Origin of the sequence: Geodermatophilus arenarius, assembly GCF_042654585.1 — a bacterium.
In the GTDB taxonomy this organism is placed as follows: domain Bacteria; phylum Actinomycetota; class Actinomycetes; order Mycobacteriales; family Geodermatophilaceae; genus Geodermatophilus; species Geodermatophilus arenarius.
This window is the reverse complement of record NZ_JBHSGR010000023.1, coordinates 75,921-90,499: the sequence shown is the minus strand read 5'-3', so window position 1 is coordinate 90,499 and position 14,579 is coordinate 75,921. Positions and strand designations below refer to the sequence as shown.

At 76.1% G+C, this 14,579-nt stretch carries 15 protein-coding genes and 1 pseudogene; 12 read left to right on the top strand and 4 right to left on the bottom strand.

Annotated elements, in window-relative coordinates; all coding sequences use genetic code 11:
- From ACFO3M_RS18860 to ACFO3M_RS18830, 7 genes and pseudogenes are all read left to right on the top strand, one after another.
- Window positions 1-353, top strand: a pseudogene (locus ACFO3M_RS18860) (mycofactocin biosynthesis glycosyltransferase MftF); the annotation flags it as partial.
- An 80-nt stretch (window positions 354-433) separates the two neighbouring features.
- The gene (locus ACFO3M_RS18855; protein ID WP_387992420.1) at window positions 434-1,756 is read left to right on the top strand and encodes a phytochrome sensor protein; all 1,323 of its coding nucleotides are present in this window, start codon (window positions 434-436) and stop codon (window positions 1,754-1,756) included.
- Between the two features lie 82 nt (window positions 1,757-1,838).
- The gene (locus ACFO3M_RS18850) at window positions 1,839-3,062 is read left to right on the top strand and encodes an MFS transporter (protein ID WP_387992418.1); all 1,224 of its coding nucleotides are present in this window, start codon (window positions 1,839-1,841) and stop codon (window positions 3,060-3,062) included.
- A gap of 219 nt (window positions 3,063-3,281) precedes the next feature.
- Window positions 3,282-3,776, top strand: a complete 495-nt coding sequence (locus ACFO3M_RS18845; protein ID WP_387992415.1) for a (2Fe-2S)-binding protein — start codon at window positions 3,282-3,284, stop codon at window positions 3,774-3,776.
- Window positions 3,773-6,274, top strand: a complete 2,502-nt coding sequence (locus ACFO3M_RS18840; RefSeq protein ID WP_387992412.1) for a xanthine dehydrogenase family protein molybdopterin-binding subunit — start codon at window positions 3,773-3,775, stop codon at window positions 6,272-6,274. The genes ACFO3M_RS18845 and ACFO3M_RS18840 overlap by 4 nt, the downstream gene beginning before the upstream one ends.
- On the top strand, window positions 6,271-7,128 hold the full coding sequence (locus tag ACFO3M_RS18835; RefSeq protein WP_387992409.1) for an FAD binding domain-containing protein: 858 nt from the start codon (window positions 6,271-6,273) through the stop codon (window positions 7,126-7,128). The genes ACFO3M_RS18840 and ACFO3M_RS18835 overlap by 4 nt, the downstream gene beginning before the upstream one ends.
- A 95-nt stretch (window positions 7,129-7,223) precedes the next feature.
- Window positions 7,224-8,312 (top strand): SRPBCC family protein, encoded by a 1,089-nt coding sequence (locus ACFO3M_RS18830; RefSeq protein ID WP_387992406.1) that lies wholly within the window; start codon window positions 7,224-7,226, stop codon window positions 8,310-8,312.
- Window positions 8,313-8,390: 78 nt separating this feature from the next.
- Here ACFO3M_RS18830 and ACFO3M_RS18825 read toward each other — a convergent pair whose 3' ends face one another.
- Genes ACFO3M_RS18825 through ACFO3M_RS18815 form a run of 3 tightly spaced genes read right to left on the bottom strand, consistent with a single transcriptional unit; the run spans window position 8,391 to window position 10,371 of the window.
- Entirely contained in the window at window positions 8,391-9,029 is a 639-nt protein-coding gene (locus tag ACFO3M_RS18825; RefSeq protein ID WP_387992403.1) for an alpha/beta hydrolase family protein, read from the bottom strand.
- Window positions 9,026-9,691, bottom strand: a complete 666-nt coding sequence (locus ACFO3M_RS18820; RefSeq protein ID WP_387992400.1) for an HAD family hydrolase — start codon at window positions 9,689-9,691, stop codon at window positions 9,026-9,028. Before ACFO3M_RS18820 ends, ACFO3M_RS18825 begins: the two co-directional genes overlap by 4 nt.
- On the bottom strand, window positions 9,688-10,371 hold the full coding sequence (locus ACFO3M_RS18815; RefSeq protein WP_387992397.1) for a DedA family protein: 684 nt from the start codon (window positions 10,369-10,371) through the stop codon (window positions 9,688-9,690). Before ACFO3M_RS18815 ends, ACFO3M_RS18820 begins: the two co-directional genes overlap by 4 nt.
- A 90-nt stretch (window positions 10,372-10,461) precedes the next feature.
- Between ACFO3M_RS18815 and ACFO3M_RS18810 the strand changes: the two genes are divergently transcribed.
- On the top strand, window positions 10,462-11,757 hold the full coding sequence (locus ACFO3M_RS18810) for an amidohydrolase family protein (protein WP_387992395.1): 1,296 nt from the start codon (window positions 10,462-10,464) through the stop codon (window positions 11,755-11,757).
- On the opposite strand, the gene ACFO3M_RS18805 is transcribed toward ACFO3M_RS18810, so the two are convergent.
- Complete coding sequence (locus ACFO3M_RS18805; protein ID WP_387992392.1) at window positions 11,754-12,227, bottom strand: hypothetical protein; 474 nt, start codon at window positions 12,225-12,227, stop codon at window positions 11,754-11,756. The two genes, ACFO3M_RS18810 and ACFO3M_RS18805, sit on opposite strands and share 4 nt — an antisense overlap.
- 177 nt (window positions 12,228-12,404) lie before the next feature.
- Here ACFO3M_RS18805 and ACFO3M_RS18800 point away from each other — a divergent pair, with 177 nt between their 5' ends.
- The 4 genes from ACFO3M_RS18800 to ACFO3M_RS18785 all read left to right on the top strand — a co-directional run bounded on the left by ACFO3M_RS18800 (window position 12,405) and on the right by ACFO3M_RS18785 (window position 14,548).
- Window positions 12,405-13,244 carry an endonuclease/exonuclease/phosphatase family protein gene (locus tag ACFO3M_RS18800; protein ID WP_387992389.1) on the top strand — a complete coding sequence of 280 codons (840 nt, stop codon included), beginning with the start codon at window positions 12,405-12,407 and terminating at the stop codon, window positions 13,242-13,244.
- A gap of 62 nt (window positions 13,245-13,306) precedes the next feature.
- A complete protein-coding gene (locus ACFO3M_RS18795) occupies window positions 13,307-13,669 on the top strand; it encodes an ArsR/SmtB family transcription factor (protein WP_387992387.1) in 363 nt (120 codons plus the stop codon).
- The gene (locus tag ACFO3M_RS18790) at window positions 13,666-14,148 is read left to right on the top strand and encodes an SRPBCC family protein (RefSeq protein WP_387992384.1); all 483 of its coding nucleotides are present in this window, start codon (window positions 13,666-13,668) and stop codon (window positions 14,146-14,148) included. Before ACFO3M_RS18795 ends, ACFO3M_RS18790 begins: the two co-directional genes overlap by 4 nt.
- Window positions 14,141-14,548: a VOC family protein gene (locus tag ACFO3M_RS18785; protein ID WP_387992381.1), complete on the top strand. Its 408-nt coding sequence runs from the start codon at window positions 14,141-14,143 to the stop codon at window positions 14,546-14,548. The genes ACFO3M_RS18790 and ACFO3M_RS18785 overlap by 8 nt, the downstream gene beginning before the upstream one ends.
- Window positions 14,549-14,579 lie beyond the last annotated feature (31 nt).

Genomic DNA, 14,579 nt, shown 5'->3' with positions numbered 1-14,579 from the left:
CGCACCGCGTCGCCGGCCCGGGCCGCCGGCCGCCGTACGGCCTGGCCGCGGCGCTGGTGCTGCGCGGCACGGCCGCGGCCGGCCGCACGCTGGCCCGCTCGGCCACCCGGCACCACTGGCCGCTGACCGCCGTCGAGGCGCTGGTCTCCCGCCGCGCGCTGCGGGCCGCGCTCGCCGACGCCGGCGCCGACGCCGTCCTCGCCTGGTGGCCGCACCGGGCGGAGGTGGACCCGGTGCGCTTCGCCGCCGCCCGCCGGCTGGAGGACCTGGCCTACGGCGCGGGGCTGTGGGCGGGCGCGCTGCGCCGCCGCGACCCGGCCGCGCTGCTCCCGGCGGCGCCGCCCCGTGTCTGAGCTGCGGACCGTTGCCTGGTGCAATCGTGCGATCCGGGTCACCATGGGCGGGCCATGACTCTCAGCCAGGGGAGAACGCCGTGACCGGCGCCAGCCCGTGGCTCGCGCTGCCCGAGGGGCGTCCCACGCCCGGGCTGACCCGCCGCCTCCGCGCGGCCCACGAGACGCTGGTGACGCGCGGCGCCCCGCCGCCCCGGCCGGACGTGCGGTCGGTGGTCTGGGACTCCTGGCGGCGCAGCCTGGGCAGCGGCGTCGACCCGGACGGGCAGGGCCCGCCGGTCGACCTGCTCGACGACGACCTGGCCGCCTACCGCGCCGCCCACCCGCTGGCCCCGGTGCTGCCGGTGATCCGCCGGCTGCTGGTCGAGGACGCCGAGGCGGACCGGATGATCGTCGCGGTCACCGACGCCGACGGCCGGATGCTGTGGGTGGAGGGCGACCGCCGCCTGCGCTCGCTGGCCGAGACCATGAACTTCGTCGCCGGCGCCCGGTGGTCCGAGGAGGTCGCCGGCACCAACGCCCCCGGCACCGCGCTCGCCCTCGACCACCCGGTGCAGATCTACGGCAGCGAGCACTACCGCCGCCCGGTGCAGCCGTGGAGCTGCTCGGCCGCGCCGGTGCACCACCCGGTCACCGGGGTGCTGCTCGGCGCCATCGACGTCACCGGCGGCGACCACGTGGCCAGCCCGCACGTGCTCACCCTCGTCCGCGCGACCGTGGCCGCCGTCGAGTCGGAGCTGCGCTGGCTGCACCGCGAGGAGCAGCGCGACGCCGCCCGCGGCCCCCGGCCCGCGCCGCCGGTGCGGCCCGCCGCGCCCCGGCTGGACGTGCTCGGCCGCGAGCGCGCCCGGCTGACCCTGCCCGGCGGCCCGGTGGAGCTCTCGCTGCGCCACTCCGAGCTGCTGCTCCTGCTCGCCGAGGCGGCCGCCGCGGGGGAGGGCCGCAGCACCGAGCAGCTGGCCGCCGAGTGCCACGCCGGCGACACCGCCGCGGTCACCGTGCGCGCCGAGCTGTCCCGGCTGCGCCGGCTGGTCGGCGACGACCTGGTCGGCTCGCGCCCCTACCGGCTGCTGCGCCCGCTGGAGACCGACCTGGAGGCGGTGCGCCGGCTGCTCGACCGGGGCGCCGTCGCCGCGGCGCTGGACCGCTACCCCGGCCCCGTCCTGCCCCGCTCGACCGCGCCCGGCGTCGCCCTCGCCCGGCGCCGCCTCGTCACCGCCCTGCGGGGCGCCGTGGTCGCCAGCCGCCGGCCCGAGCTGCTGCTGCGCTGGACCGCCCTGCCCGAGGCCCGCGACGACGCCGCCGCCTGGCAGGCCTGCCTCGAGGCGCTGCCGGCCGGGTCCCCGCGCCGCGGCGCGGTCGCCGCCCACCTGCTCGCCCTCCGGCGGACCTCCCGCGCCTGACCCCCGGGGCGCGTGGGGCGGAAACGGTCATCTCCGCCACCCCGGGGAATACGGACCGGCGACGTTCACTTGGCAGGGTCACGTGAGTGCCAGCACCGCCGCCCCGCCCGTTCCCGCGACCCCGTCCCTGGCCACGCCGCGCGTGGCCGTCGCGCTGGTCGCGCTCGCGCTCGGCGGGTTCGCGATCGGCACCACCGAGTTCGTCACGATGGGGCTGCTGCCCGACATCGCCGACGGCGTCGGCGTGGACATCCCGACGGCGGGCCACGTCATCTCCGCCTACGCCCTCGGCGTCGTCGTCGGCGCGCCGGTCATCGCCGCGCTGGGCGCCCGGCTGCCCCGCCGCGCCCTGCTCGTCGGGCTCATGGCCGCCTTCCTCGCCGGCAACGCGCTGAGCGCGCTCGCCCCCGGGTCGGCGTCGCTGCTGCTGGCCCGGTTCGTCAGCGGCCTGCCGCACGGCGCCTACTTCGGTGTCGCCTCGCTGGTCGCCGCGTCGCTGGTGCCGCCGTCGCTGCGCGGCCGCGCGGTGAGCACGGTGATGCTCGGGCTGGCCGTGGCCAACGTCGCCGGCGTCCCCGCGGCCACCTGGCTCGGGCAGACGCTGGGCTGGCGCTCGGCGTACTGGGCCGTGGTGGTCCTCGCCGCGCTCACCGTCGCGGCCGTGCTCGCCGTCGTCCCCTCCACGCCCGGGGCCCGCGAGGCCAGCGTGCGGGCCGAGCTCGGCGCGCTGCGCCGCCCGCAGGTGCTGCTCACGCTGGCCGTGGCCACCGTCGGGTTCGGCGGCATGTTCGCCGTCTACAGCTACGTCGCGCCGCTGACCACCGAGGTCACCGGCCTCTCGCGCGGTGTCGTCCCGTGGGTGCTGCTCGCCTTCGGCATCGGCGGCGTCGTGGGGACCGCGCTCGGCGGGCGGCTGGCCGACATCGCGCTGTTCCGCTCGCTGGTCGCCACCCTCGTCGCGCTCGCCGTCCTGCTGGCCCTGGTCGGCCCCGCCGCCGCCACCGGCCCCACCCTGCTGGCCGGGATCTTCCTGCTGGCGGTCGCCGCGTCGACGCTGGTCGTCTGCCTGCAGCTGCGGCTGATGGAGGTCGCCGGGGAGGCGCAGATGCTCGGCGCCGCGCTCAACCACTCGGCGCTCAACGCGGCCAACGCCCTCGGCGCGTGGCTGGGCGGCGTGGTCATCGCCGCCGGGTACGGCTACACCGCGCCGAGCCTGGTCGGCGTCGGGCTGGCGGTCCTCGGCCTGGTCGCGCTGGCCGGCAGCGCGGCGCTGCGGCGGCGGGAGCTGCGCGCCGTCGCCGCCTGAGGCGCGCTGCAACGGCCCTGCAACCTCTCCGCTGCGGCCAATGAGCGTGCATCCAGCCGCGCCCGCGGAGGGATGACCGAGCAGTCTCCGCACCTGCGGACCGGCAGGTCACCCGGTCAGAGGTAAGCGTGGCCTAAGTCACTCCGCCGTTGACAGACTCCGCCGCGGAGCGCCCGCGGAGCCGGGCGCGATCGCCCCCTGCAACGGAGCGGAGGATCCATGACCCAGGTCAGCATGAGGGTCGACGGCGTGACCTACACCGACGAGGTCGAACCCCGGACCCTGCTGGTCCACCACCTGCGCGAGGCCCTCGGCAAGGTGGGCACCGTCGTCGGCTGCGACACCAGCAACTGCGGCGCCTGCACCGTGCACCTGGACGGGCAGGCCGTGAAGTCCTGCACCGTCCTCGCCGTCCAGGCCGACGGCGCCGAGGTCACCACCATCGAGGGCATCGGCAGCGAGGGCGCCCTGCACCCGGTGCAGAAGGCCTTCCACGAGATGCACGGTCTCCAGTGCGGCTACTGCACGCCCGGGATGATCATGGCCTCGATCGACCTGCTCAGGGAGAACCCGAACCCCAGCGAGACCGAGGTCCGCGAGGGCATCGAGGGCAACCTCTGCCGCTGTACCGGCTACCAGAACATCGTCCGCGCCGTGCAGCAGGCCGCGGGGGAGATGTCCGGCTCCACCGAGACCCTGGGGGCGCAGGCATGACCGTCACCGAGGACGCGGCCACCACCCAGACCCCGGCCCCGGACAAGGAGGTCGGCAAGGCCCGCCGCCGCAAGGAGGACGCCCGCCTCATCACCGGGCGCACCACCTGGACCGACAACATGGTCCTGCCCGGGATGCTGCACCTCAGCGTCGTGCGCAGCCCCGTGGCGCACGCCCGCATCACCTCGATCGACGTCTCCGCGGCGAAGGAGGCCCCCGGCGTCGTCGCGGTGTTCACCGGCCGCGACCTCGCCGACGAGCAGGGCTCCATCCCCTGCGCCTGGCCGGTCACCCCGGACATGAAGAACCCCGGCCACCCCTCGATCGCCGTCGACGGCGTGAACCACGTCGGCGAGGCGGTGGCGGTCATCGTCGCCCGCTCGCGCACCGCGGCCGCCGACGCCGTCGAGCTGGTCGACGTCGACTACGAGACGCTGCCGCCGGTCCTCGACATGGAGGAGGCCGTCCGCGACGGCGCCGGGCTGGTGCACGACGAGCTCGGCACCAACACCAGCTACCACTTCGTCTTCGACGCCGGCGAGGCCGGCACGGGCGTGGACACCGAGCAGGCCTTCGCCGACGCCGAGGTCGTCGTCAGCCGGCGCTTCGTCAACCAGCGGCTGATCCCGGCGTTCATGGAGCCGCGCTCGGTCGTCGTCCAGCCCCAGGGCGAGAACTTCACGCTGTGGTCGGCCACCCAGATCCCGCACGTGCTGCGGGTGATGCTGGCGATGGTCACCGGCATCCCGGAGCACAAGCTGCGCGTCGTCGCCCCCGACGTCGGCGGCGGCTTCGGCGGCAAGCTGCAGGTCAACCCCGAGGAGGTCCTCGCGCTCCTGATCGCGCGCCGCCTCGGCAAGCCGGTCAAGTGGACCGAGACCCGCAGCGAGTCGCTGATGACCGCCCACCACGGCCGCGACCAGATCCAGTACGTCGACGTCGCCGCCACCCGGGAGGGCGACGTCAAGGGCCTGCGCGTGCGGATCCTCGCCGACATGGGCGCCTACCTGCGGCTGATCACCCCGGGCGTGCCGGCGCTGGGCGCGTTCATGTTCCCCGGCATCTACAAGTTCCCGGCCTACCGCTTCGAGTGCGACGGCGTCTTCACCAACAAGGTCCCCACCGACGCCTACCGCGGCGCGGGCCGGCCCGAGGCCACCTTCGCCGTCGAGCGGATCATGGACGAGCTCGCCGTCGAGCTCGGCATGGACCCGCTGGAGCTGCGGCGCAGGAACTGGATCGACGCCGCGGAGTTCCCGTTCACCACCGTCGCCGGCCTCGAGTACGACAGCGGCGACTACGACTCGGCCACCCAGCAGGCGCTGGACCTGCTCGGCTACACGGAGCTGCGCGAGGAGCAGCGCCGCCGGCGCGAGGCGAACGACCCGGTGCAGCTGGGCATCGGCTTCTCCACCTTCACCGAGATGTGCGGCCTGGCGCCCTCCCGGGTGCTCGGCTCGCTGTCCTACGGCGCGGGCGGCTGGGAGTCGGCGTCGATCCGGATGCTGCCCACCGGCAAGGTCGAGGTGGTCACCGGCTCGACGCCGCACGGCCAGGGCCACGAGACGGCGTGGAGCCAGCTGGTCGCCGACCAGCTCGGCGTGCCGTTCGAGGACGTCGAGGTGCTGCACGGCGACACCGCCGTCGCCCACAAGGGCATGGACACCTACGGCTCGCGCTCGCTGGTCGTCGGCGGCACCGCGGTGGTCAAGGCCGCCGACAAGGTGATCGCCAAGGCCCGCCGGGTGGCCGCGCACCTGCTCGAGGCCAACGAGGACGACCTGGACTTCTCCGGCGGGAAGTTCACCGTCCGCGGGACGCCGGGCACCGGGATGTCGATCCAGGAGATCGCGCTCGCCGTCTTCGCCGCGCACGACTACCCCGAGGACATCGAGCCCTCGATCGACGCGGACGCCACCTTCGACCCGGTCAACTTCTCCTTCCCGCACGGCACGCACGTGTGCGCCATGGAGGTCGACACCGAGACCGGGTTCGTGAAGATCCGCAAGTACGCCTGCGTCGACGACGTCGGCACGATCGTCAACCCGCTCATCGTCGAGGGGCAGGTGCACGGCGGCCTGGCCCAGGGCATCGCGCAGGCGCTGTACGAGGAGGCCGTCTACGACGCCGACGGCAACCTCACCACCGGCACCTTCGTCGACTACCTGGTCCCGTCGGCCGCCGACCTGCCGCACTTCGACACCGGCAACACGGTGCACGAGGCGCCGGGCAACCCGATCGGCGCCAAGGGCGTGGGCGAGGCCGGCTGCATCGCCAGCACCCCGGCGGTGGTCAACGCCGCGCTCGACGCCGTCCGGCACCTGGGTGTGGAGGACATCCGGATGCCGCTGACCCCGGAGCGGGTGTGGCGGGCCATCCACCAGGGCGGCGACGGCGGGGACCGGGCCACGGCCGGGTCCAACGCCTACGGCGGCGCCCAGACCGAGACCACCGCCGGTGTCTCGACCCCGCAGTCCGCTCTCGGAGGTGACCGGTGATCCCCGCCCCGTTCGAGTACGTCCGGCCGACGACGGTCGAGGAGGCCGTCCAGGCGGTCGCCGACGGCGGCGAGGACGTCAAGGTGATGGCGGGCGGGCAGTCGCTCATCCCGGTCATGCGGCTGCGCCTGGCCGCGCCGGAGACGATCGTCGACCTCGGCCGGGTGGCGGAGATGCGCGGCGTCCGCGAGGAGGGCGACTCCCTGGTCATCGGCGCCATGACCACGCACGCCGACGTCCTCACCGACCCGCTCATCGCCCGGCACGCGAAGCTGGTCGCGGAGGCGACCGAGACGGTGGCCGACCGGCAGACCCGCCGGCGCGGCACCTTCGGCGGCGCCCTGGCGCACGCCGACCCGGCCGGTGACCTGCCGGCGGTGGCGCTCGCGCTGGACGCCGAGATGGTGATCGCCGGGCCGGACGGGCGCCGCACGGTGCCCGCGCGGGAGTTCTTCGTCGACTACCTGACCACCGCCCTCGACGAGGGGGAGGTCCTGGTCGAGATCCGGGTGCCCAAGCTGACCGGCGACTGGGGCGTGCGCTACGAGAAGTTCAACCGCGTGGCGCAGGCGTGGTCGATCGTCGCGGTCGCCGCGGCGGTACGGCGCGAGAACGGGCACATCGCCGAGGCGCGGATCGGGCTGACCAACATGGGCCCGACCCCGCTGCGGGCGTCGGCCACCGAGGCCGCGCTGTCCGGCGCCGCCGCGTCCCCGGACGCGGTGGCCTCCGCGGCGCGGTCGGCGGCCGAGGGCACCAGCCCGAGCAGCGACCTCAACGCCCAGGCCGACTACCGCGAGCACCTCGCGCAGGTGCTCACCCGCCGCGCGGTCACCGCCGCGGCCGGGCTGTAACGTCCGGCACAACCCCGGCTCCCGCCCGTTCCCTCGGCCGGCCCGCCCTCCCGGGCGGACCGGCCGAGGTCCGTTCCCCACCCGGAGGTCGCACCGTGCAGCTGGAGAACTCGTTCACCGTCCCCGTGCCCGTCGACGAGGCCTGGCGGGTCCTGCTCGACATCGAGCGGATCGCCCCGTGCATGCCCGGCGCCGCGCTCGACTCGGTCTCCGGTGACGACTTCACCGGCCGGGTCAAGGTCAAGCTCGGTCCGATCAACCTGACCTACCAGGGCAAGGCGTCGTTCGTGGAGAAGGACGAGGCCGCGCACCGCGCCGTCATCGACGCGCGCGGCAAGGACCAGCGGGGCAACGGGACGGCGGCGGCCACCATCACCGCCCAGCTCCAGGGCGAGGGGACGACGACGCGGGTCGACGTCCTCACCGACCTCAACATCACCGGTCGCCCGGCCCAGTTCGGCCGCGGCGTCATGACCGACGTCGGCAACAAGCTGCTCGGCCAGTTCGCCGACAAGCTCGCCGCCCAGCTGGCCAGCGGCGACGACGTGACCGTCGACCGGGCGGCCGCCGCGGAGCAGCAGGAGCCGACCGTCGCCGGGAAGGTCGCGGCCACCGCGGCCGGGGTCGCCGAGGAGGTCGCCCAGTCGGTCGAGCAGGTGCCCGGCGACAACGCGGTCGCGGAGACGGTGCGCGAGGCCGGCACCGCGGCGCGGGAGGCCGCGGCGTCCGCCGGCGACGCCGCGCGCAAGCCCGCGGAGAAGGCCCCGGCGAAGAAGGCCGCCGCGGCGTCGTCCCCGTCGCCCACGGAGACCGCGCCGATCACCGCCCCGGTCACCGGCGTAACCGACACCGTCTCGATCCCCGCGGTGTCGGACACCGCGCCGGCCGCGGCGGACCTCGCCCCGTCGGCCTCGGACACCGCGCCGGCCGCGGCGGTCGGCGGGCCGGTGCCGAGCACGCCGCCGTCGCGCAACACCGCCCCGCCGAGCCGGCCGAGCACCGGCGCCCCGCCGCGCAGCACGCCCGCCGCGGCTCCGGCGCCCCCCCAGCCGGCCGCGGAGCCCGAGCCGATCGACCTGCTCGAGGTGGCCGGCGGCGCCGCGCTCGCCCGCTACGCCGGCCCCGGCGCCGCCGTCCTCGCGGTGCTGCTGCTCATCCTCTTCGCGGCCCGCCGCCGCCGCTGACCGCCCGCTCCGTCGATCACCGGGTGCGTGCTCGCGACACGGCGGGACACGCCGGGCCCTCGTGCACGCATCCGGTGGTCAGCTCCTGACGGCGGCGAGCTCCTCCAGCCAGGCCAGCGCCGCGGAGGCCACGGCCCCCGGTGCCCTCCCCAGCGAGTGGTCGCCCGGCACCGCGCACACCGACGCCGACGGCACCCCGTCCAGCGCCACGACCAGCTCCGCGGGCCGGCCGAACGCGTCGGTCTCCCCCTGCACCACGACCAGCGGCACGCCGGCGCCGGTGAGCTCGCCCGCGCGGCTGCGCTCGGGACGGCCCGGCGGGTGCAGCGGGAACGCCAGCGCCAGCACACCGTCCGCCCCGAGCGCCGTCGCCGTCCGGCAGGCCACCCGCGCCCCGGCGCTGCGGCCGCCGAACACCAGCGGCCCGGTCAGCGCGCCGCCGGCCCGCAGCGCCTCGACGACGGCGGTCCAGGCGACGTCGAGGCGCGGCGGCGCGGGCGCGATCCGCTTGCCGGCCACCCGCCACGGCTGCTCCACCCGCAGCACCCGCCAGCCCGCCGCGGCGGCCGAGGTCGTGACGGCGACGAGGTCGGCCGACCCGGCGCCACCGCCGGCGCCGTGCCCGAGCACGAGCGTGCCGCGGGCACCGTCGGCCGGGCCGTCGGCGTGCACCGCGGCCGGGCCGAGCGGGGTGCCGACGGGCGCGGGGGAGCTCACGGCGCCAGCAGCGCGTCGACCGCCCCCGCGAGGTCCGGGGCGACGACGGCCGGCGCCGGGTAGCCCGGCGGGTACATGCGCTCGCTGCGCGGGAACCACGCCCCGGTGAGGCCGGCCCGCTCGGCGCCGAGCACGTCCCAGCCGTGGGCGGCGACCAGCGCCATCCGCGACGGCTCGACCCCGCAGGCGCCCGCGGCCCACAGGTAGGCCGCGCGGGAGGGCTTCCAGGTGCGCACGGTCTCGCTGGTCAGCGTCCGCTCGACCAGCGGCGTGACGCCGCCGCGCTCCAGCCCCGCCTCGGCCACGCCGGGGGAGCCGTGCGACAGCGTCACCACCCGCACGCCGGCGTCGTGGAGGCGGCGCAGCGCGGGCTCGACGTCGGGGTGCGGCGACAGCTCGAGGAAGGCGTCGGCGACCTCCGAGCGGGCGCCGTCGGGCAGGTCGGTGAGCTGGGCCAGCGCCGAGTCGAAGGCGGCGCGGAAGGGCAGCCAGACGCCGGCCACCGTGGCCGCCGTCCCGGTGTGCAGGGTGCGGCCGAACACGGTGGGCAGCAGCTCCGCGGGCTGCCCGTGCTCGACGAGCGCGGCGGCGACGGGGGCGAGGTCCAGCAGCGTCTCGTTGACGTCGAACGCGACGACCTCGGGGCGCGGGGGGCGTGTCACGCGTCGGCGCTGCGGGCGTCCTCGGCGCGGCCCGCGGTGGTCTGCCGCCGCCGGTGGGAGCGGATGTCCTTCACCCGCTTGTAGACCAGGTAGCCCACCGCCAGGACGACGACGGCGACGACGACGTAGTCCAGGTAGTGCAGGTTCGCCTCGATGAAGTCGCGGGCCAGCCAGCCCAGCGTCACCAGGACGGTGTTCCAGATCAGGCTGCCGGCCGCGGAGTAGAGGAGGAACTGGCCGAACGGCATCCGCACCACGCCCGCGGGCACGGAGATGAAGCTGCGCACGATCGGCACCATGCGGCCGAAGAACACCGCGGAGCGGCCGTGCCGCTCGAACCAGGCGAAGGTCTTGTCGACGTCGGCGGTCTCGACCAGCGGCAGCCGGTCGAGAAAGGCGTGCGACCGTCGCGGGCCCAGCGCCCGGCCGACGTAGTAGAAGAAGATCGCCCCGAGGATCGAGCCGATGGTGGCGCAGCCGACGACGGCCACGAACGCGAACGGGCTGTCGATGAGCACACCGGCCGCCCCGAGGACGGCCTCGCTGGGGATCGGCGGGATGACCGTCTCCAGCAGGATGCTGAAGCCGACGCCGATCGGGCCCAGCGAGTCCACGAGGGAGAGCAGCCAGGCGGTGAGCCCACCCTGGTCGGAGGATGCCGCAGCGGCCAGGAAGGACATGGCTCCCACGGTACGGGCGGTGTCCGGACGTCGCCCGGACCTGCGGGGCGCTGCCCGGACGGCCGGGACGGATGGGGCTAGCGTGCCGCCATGCGTCAGCGACTCACCGCCCGGGCCGTCGTCGTGGGGGACCGGGCGGGCACCGTCGTGCCGGACGCCGTCGTCGACGTCGAGGACGGGCGCATCGCGTGGGCCGGCCCGGCCGCCGACGCCCCGCCGGCCGGGGACGCCGAGGTCGTGGCGCTGCCCGGCCTGCTCGTGCCGGGGCTGGTGAACGCCCACTCGCACGCGCCGATGGTGCTGTTCCGCGGCCAGGGCGAGGGGCTGCCGCTGGACCGCTGGCTGCGCGAGGTGATGTGGCCGCGGGAGGCGCGGCTGACCGGGGACGACGTCGAGGTGGCGATGACCGCCGCGTCGGCGGAGATGCTGCGCGGCGGGGTCACCGCCAGCGTGGAGATGTACTTCTCACCGGAGCGGATCGCCGCGGCGGTCGGGGCCACGGGCGCCCGGGTGGTGGTCGCGGCGCCGATGGTGCCGCTGCCGGGCATGCCGCCGCTGGAGGAGCAGATGGCCGCCGCGGTGGACCTGGCCGGGCGCGCCGACGCGGACGGCCTGGTGGAGTACGGCCTGGGCCCGCACGCGGCCTACACCGTCCCGCTGCCCCTGCTGCGCCGCGCCGCCGAGATCACCCGCGAGCACGGGATGCTGCTGCACCTGCACGTGGCCGAGACCGCCACCGAGGGCGACGGCCTGCTCGAAGCGCACGGGCTGTCGGTGCCCGCGCTGCTGGCCGCGCACGACGTCCTGGGCGGGCGGGTGCTGGCCGCGCACTGCGTGCACCTCGACGACGCCGACCTGGAGCTGTGGGCCGAGTACGACGTCGCCGTGGCGCACTGCCCCGCCAGCAACGCCAAGCTCGCCAGCGGCATCGCGCCGGTGCGGGCGATGCTCGACCGCCGGATCCGGGTCGGCCTGGGCACCGACGGGCCGGCGTCCAACGACGGGTTGGACCTGCTCGCCGACGTCCGCCTGGCCGCAGGGCTGGCCCGGCTGCGGGAGTCCGCGGCCACGGCGCTTCCCGCCGCGGAGGCGTTCTGGCTGGCCACCGGCGGCGCCGCCGAGGCGATCGGCCGCCCCGACCTCGGCCAGGTCGAGGCGGGCCGGCGCGCGGACCTCGTGCACGTGGACACCCGCGACCTCGGCTTCGAGCCGGTCGGCGACCAGGCCGACCTGCTCACCCACCTGGTCTGGTCGGGCGCCTCGCGGCTGGTCCGCGACGTCTGGGTCGGCGGCCGGCAGGTGGTCGCCGACGGCGCGGTGACCACCGTGGACGTGGACGCGCTGCGCGCCGAGGTCGCCGAGCGGGCGGCGCGGCTCGCCCGCTAGGCCTGCGGAGCGGGACCGGTCCAGGTGTAGAGGTGGCCGTCGACCACGACGGTGACCCAGCCCTCGCACAGCAGCGCGGGCTCGCCGGTGAGGTCGGGCCAGGCGCCGCCGCCGTCCCACGGCATGCCCGGCCGCGGCAGCGGCGTGCAGTCCGCGGGCGGGACGGCGCCGGGCGCGAGGGCCATGTCGGCCCGGACGCTGCCGTCGGCGGGCCCGTACGCCTCGCCCGGCCGGACGACGGTGACGCCGGATCCCACCCCGCGGGTCCACCACGGCACCGCGCCGCGCGGCGCCCCGGCGGCCTCGGCGACGTCGCGGGTGTCGGTGTGCCCCTGCAGCTCGGCCACCATCGCGCCGAACCCGTGCACGCCGGCGGGCATCGTCACCAGGACGCCGGCTCCCGCGGCCGCGCCGAGCGCGACCGTCCCCGCCAGCGTGCCCAGGACCACCTTCACCGCCGTGCCGGGCACCGCGGGCCTCCTCTCGTCGGGCCACCGGCCGGTGGCGGGACGAGCCTCGGTCCGGAGGCCGTCCGCGGGCGTCGGCGCCCGGGCTGATCCCGCCGGGGGCCGGTCGTCCACCCGGGGGAGGACACCGGGTGCGACGTGGGCTGGAGGACCGTGCCGTGCGGCGGTTGACTGCGCCGCATGGCGGCGTCCCTGCGGGTCCTGACCATGAACGTGCTCGGCCCGGCCAACCCGGACTGGGCCCGCCGCAGCGCGCTGATCGGGGAGACGCTGCGCCGGCTGGACGCCGACGTCGTCGCGCTGCAGGAGGTGCCCGTCGCCGACGGCACCGTCGAGGAGCTGCTCGGCCCCGGCTGGTCCGTGACCCCCTTCTCCCGGGCCGCCGAGGACGGGGTGGGCGGCGTGCTGGCCACCCGGGCCCCGCACCGCGTGGTCGAGGAGGTCGACCAGCGCTGCACGCCGCGGGCACGGGACTTCCCGTGGTGCGCGACGCTGCTGGCCGAGGTGGACACCGCGGTCGGCCGCGTGCTGGTCGCCCACCACAAGCCCAGCTGGCAGTTCGGGTACGAGTACGAGCGCGAGCAGCAGGCGCTCGCCGCCGCGCGGGCGGTCGAGCGCCGGGCCGGCGGGGTGGACCACGCCGTCGTCCTCGGCGACCTCGACGCGACGCCCGACGCGGCCAGCACGCAGTTCCTGCGCGGACGCCGGTCGCTGGACGGGACGAGCGTCTGCTTCCAGGACGCCTGGGAGACCCTGCACCCGGCCGATCCCGGGTTCACCTTCGACGCCCGGAACCCGCTGGTGCGGGCGGGGGAGGTGGCCACCGCGGTCAGCCGGCGCATCGACTGGGTGCTGGTGCGCAGCGGCGTGCACGGGCCGACGCTGCAGGTCCGCTCCTGCGCCCGGGTGCTGGACGAGCCGGTCGCCGGCGTCTGGGCCAGCGACCACCACGGCGTCGTCGCCGACCTCGACCTGCCCGGCCACCCGCCGGGCTCGTGGGCTCCTCAACCGACCGGTTGACAAAAGTCCCCGCCGGGTCCTATCGTCGTGTTCAACCGAGAGGTTGATGAAGGAGGTCGCAGGTGGCAGCGGATCCGCTCTCCCGGGTGTTCGCGGCGCTGGCCGACCCGACGCGGCGCGACATGGTCGCGCGGCTGGCGGTCGGCGACGCGACGGTGGGCGAGCTCGCCGCCCCCTACGACGTGACCGTCCAGGCGGTCTCCAAGCACCTGAAGGTGCTCGAGGACGCCGGTCTGGTCAGCCGCAGCCGGGAGGCCCAGCGCCGCCCGGTGCACCTCGAGGCGGAGGTGTTCGACCTGATGACGAAGTGGATCGAGCGCTACCGCCGTCAGGCGGAGGAGCGCTACCGCCGCCTCGACGACGTCCTCCGGTCCATGCCGGACGACGCGACACCGCCCACCGCGCAGGAGGAGAACCGGTCATGAGCACCGCCACCCGTGAGACGCAGATCGTCGCCGACCCCGAGGTCCCGCTCGTCCGCATCACCCGCGAGTTCGACGCCCCGCGCGGCAAGGTGTTCCGCGCGCACACCGACCCCGAGCTGCTCGTGCGTTGGCTGGGCCCGCGCGGGCTGGAGATGCGCATCGACCACTACGACTGCCGCACCGGCGGCTCCTACCGCTACGTGCACAGCGACGCCGACGGTGAGTACGCCTTCCGCGGCTGCTTCCACGAGGTCCGGCCCGACGAGCTCATCGTGCAGACGTTCACCTTCGAGGGGCAGCCCGACGGCGTCGCCCTGGAGAAGCTGGTGCTCGAGGACCTCGGCGACGGCCGCACCCGGCTGACCGTCACCTCGCTGTGCGACTCGTTCGCCGACCGGGACGCGATGATCGCCGGCGGCATGGAGGTCGGCGTCGTCGAGGGCTACGAGCGGCTCGACGAGGTGCTCGCCCGTGGCTGAGCGCGCCGTGGAGATGAAGCTGGAGCTCGTACCCATACCGGTCGCCGACGTCGACCGGGCGAAGGCCTTCTACGCCGACCGGCTGGGCTTCACCGTCGACGTCGACGTGCGACCCGCCGACGGCGTGCGGGTCGTCCAGCTGACCCCGCCGGGTTCGGCCTGCTCCGTCGGCTTCGGCACCGGCCTGGCGGCCTACGAGGGCGCTCCCGGCTCCGTCCGGGCGCTGCACCTCGTCGTCGCGGACATCGAGCACGCCCGGGCGGACCTGGTGGGCCGCGGTGCCGACGTCGGGCCCGTGGTGGACGTCGGGGGCGGGGTGAAGTACGCGGCGATCACCGACCCGGACGGCAACACCCTGACCCTGCAGGAGATGGCCTGGCGGACGGGCGCAGCCTTCTAGGCGCGCAGCCTTCTAGGCGCGCAGCCTTCTA

Bases quoted from the DNA above. Each gene is read 5' to 3' on its own strand.
- ACFO3M_RS18790 (WP_387992384.1), top strand. From the start codon at position 13,666: ATGAGCACCGCCACCCGTGAGACGCAGATCGTCGCCGACCCCGAGGTC.
- ACFO3M_RS18815 (WP_387992397.1), bottom strand. From the start codon at position 10,371: ATGTCCTTCCTGGCCGCTGCGGCATCCTCCGACCAGGGTGGGCTCACC.
- ACFO3M_RS18800 (WP_387992389.1), top strand. From the start codon at position 12,405: ATGGCGGCGTCCCTGCGGGTCCTGACCATGAACGTGCTCGGCCCGGCC.
- ACFO3M_RS18845 (WP_387992415.1), top strand. From the start codon at position 3,282: ATGACCCAGGTCAGCATGAGGGTCGACGGCGTGACCTACACCGACGAG.
- ACFO3M_RS18810 (WP_387992395.1), top strand. From the start codon at position 10,462: ATGCGTCAGCGACTCACCGCCCGGGCCGTCGTCGTGGGGGACCGGGCG.
- ACFO3M_RS18840 (WP_387992412.1), top strand. From the start codon at position 3,773: ATGACCGTCACCGAGGACGCGGCCACCACCCAGACCCCGGCCCCGGAC.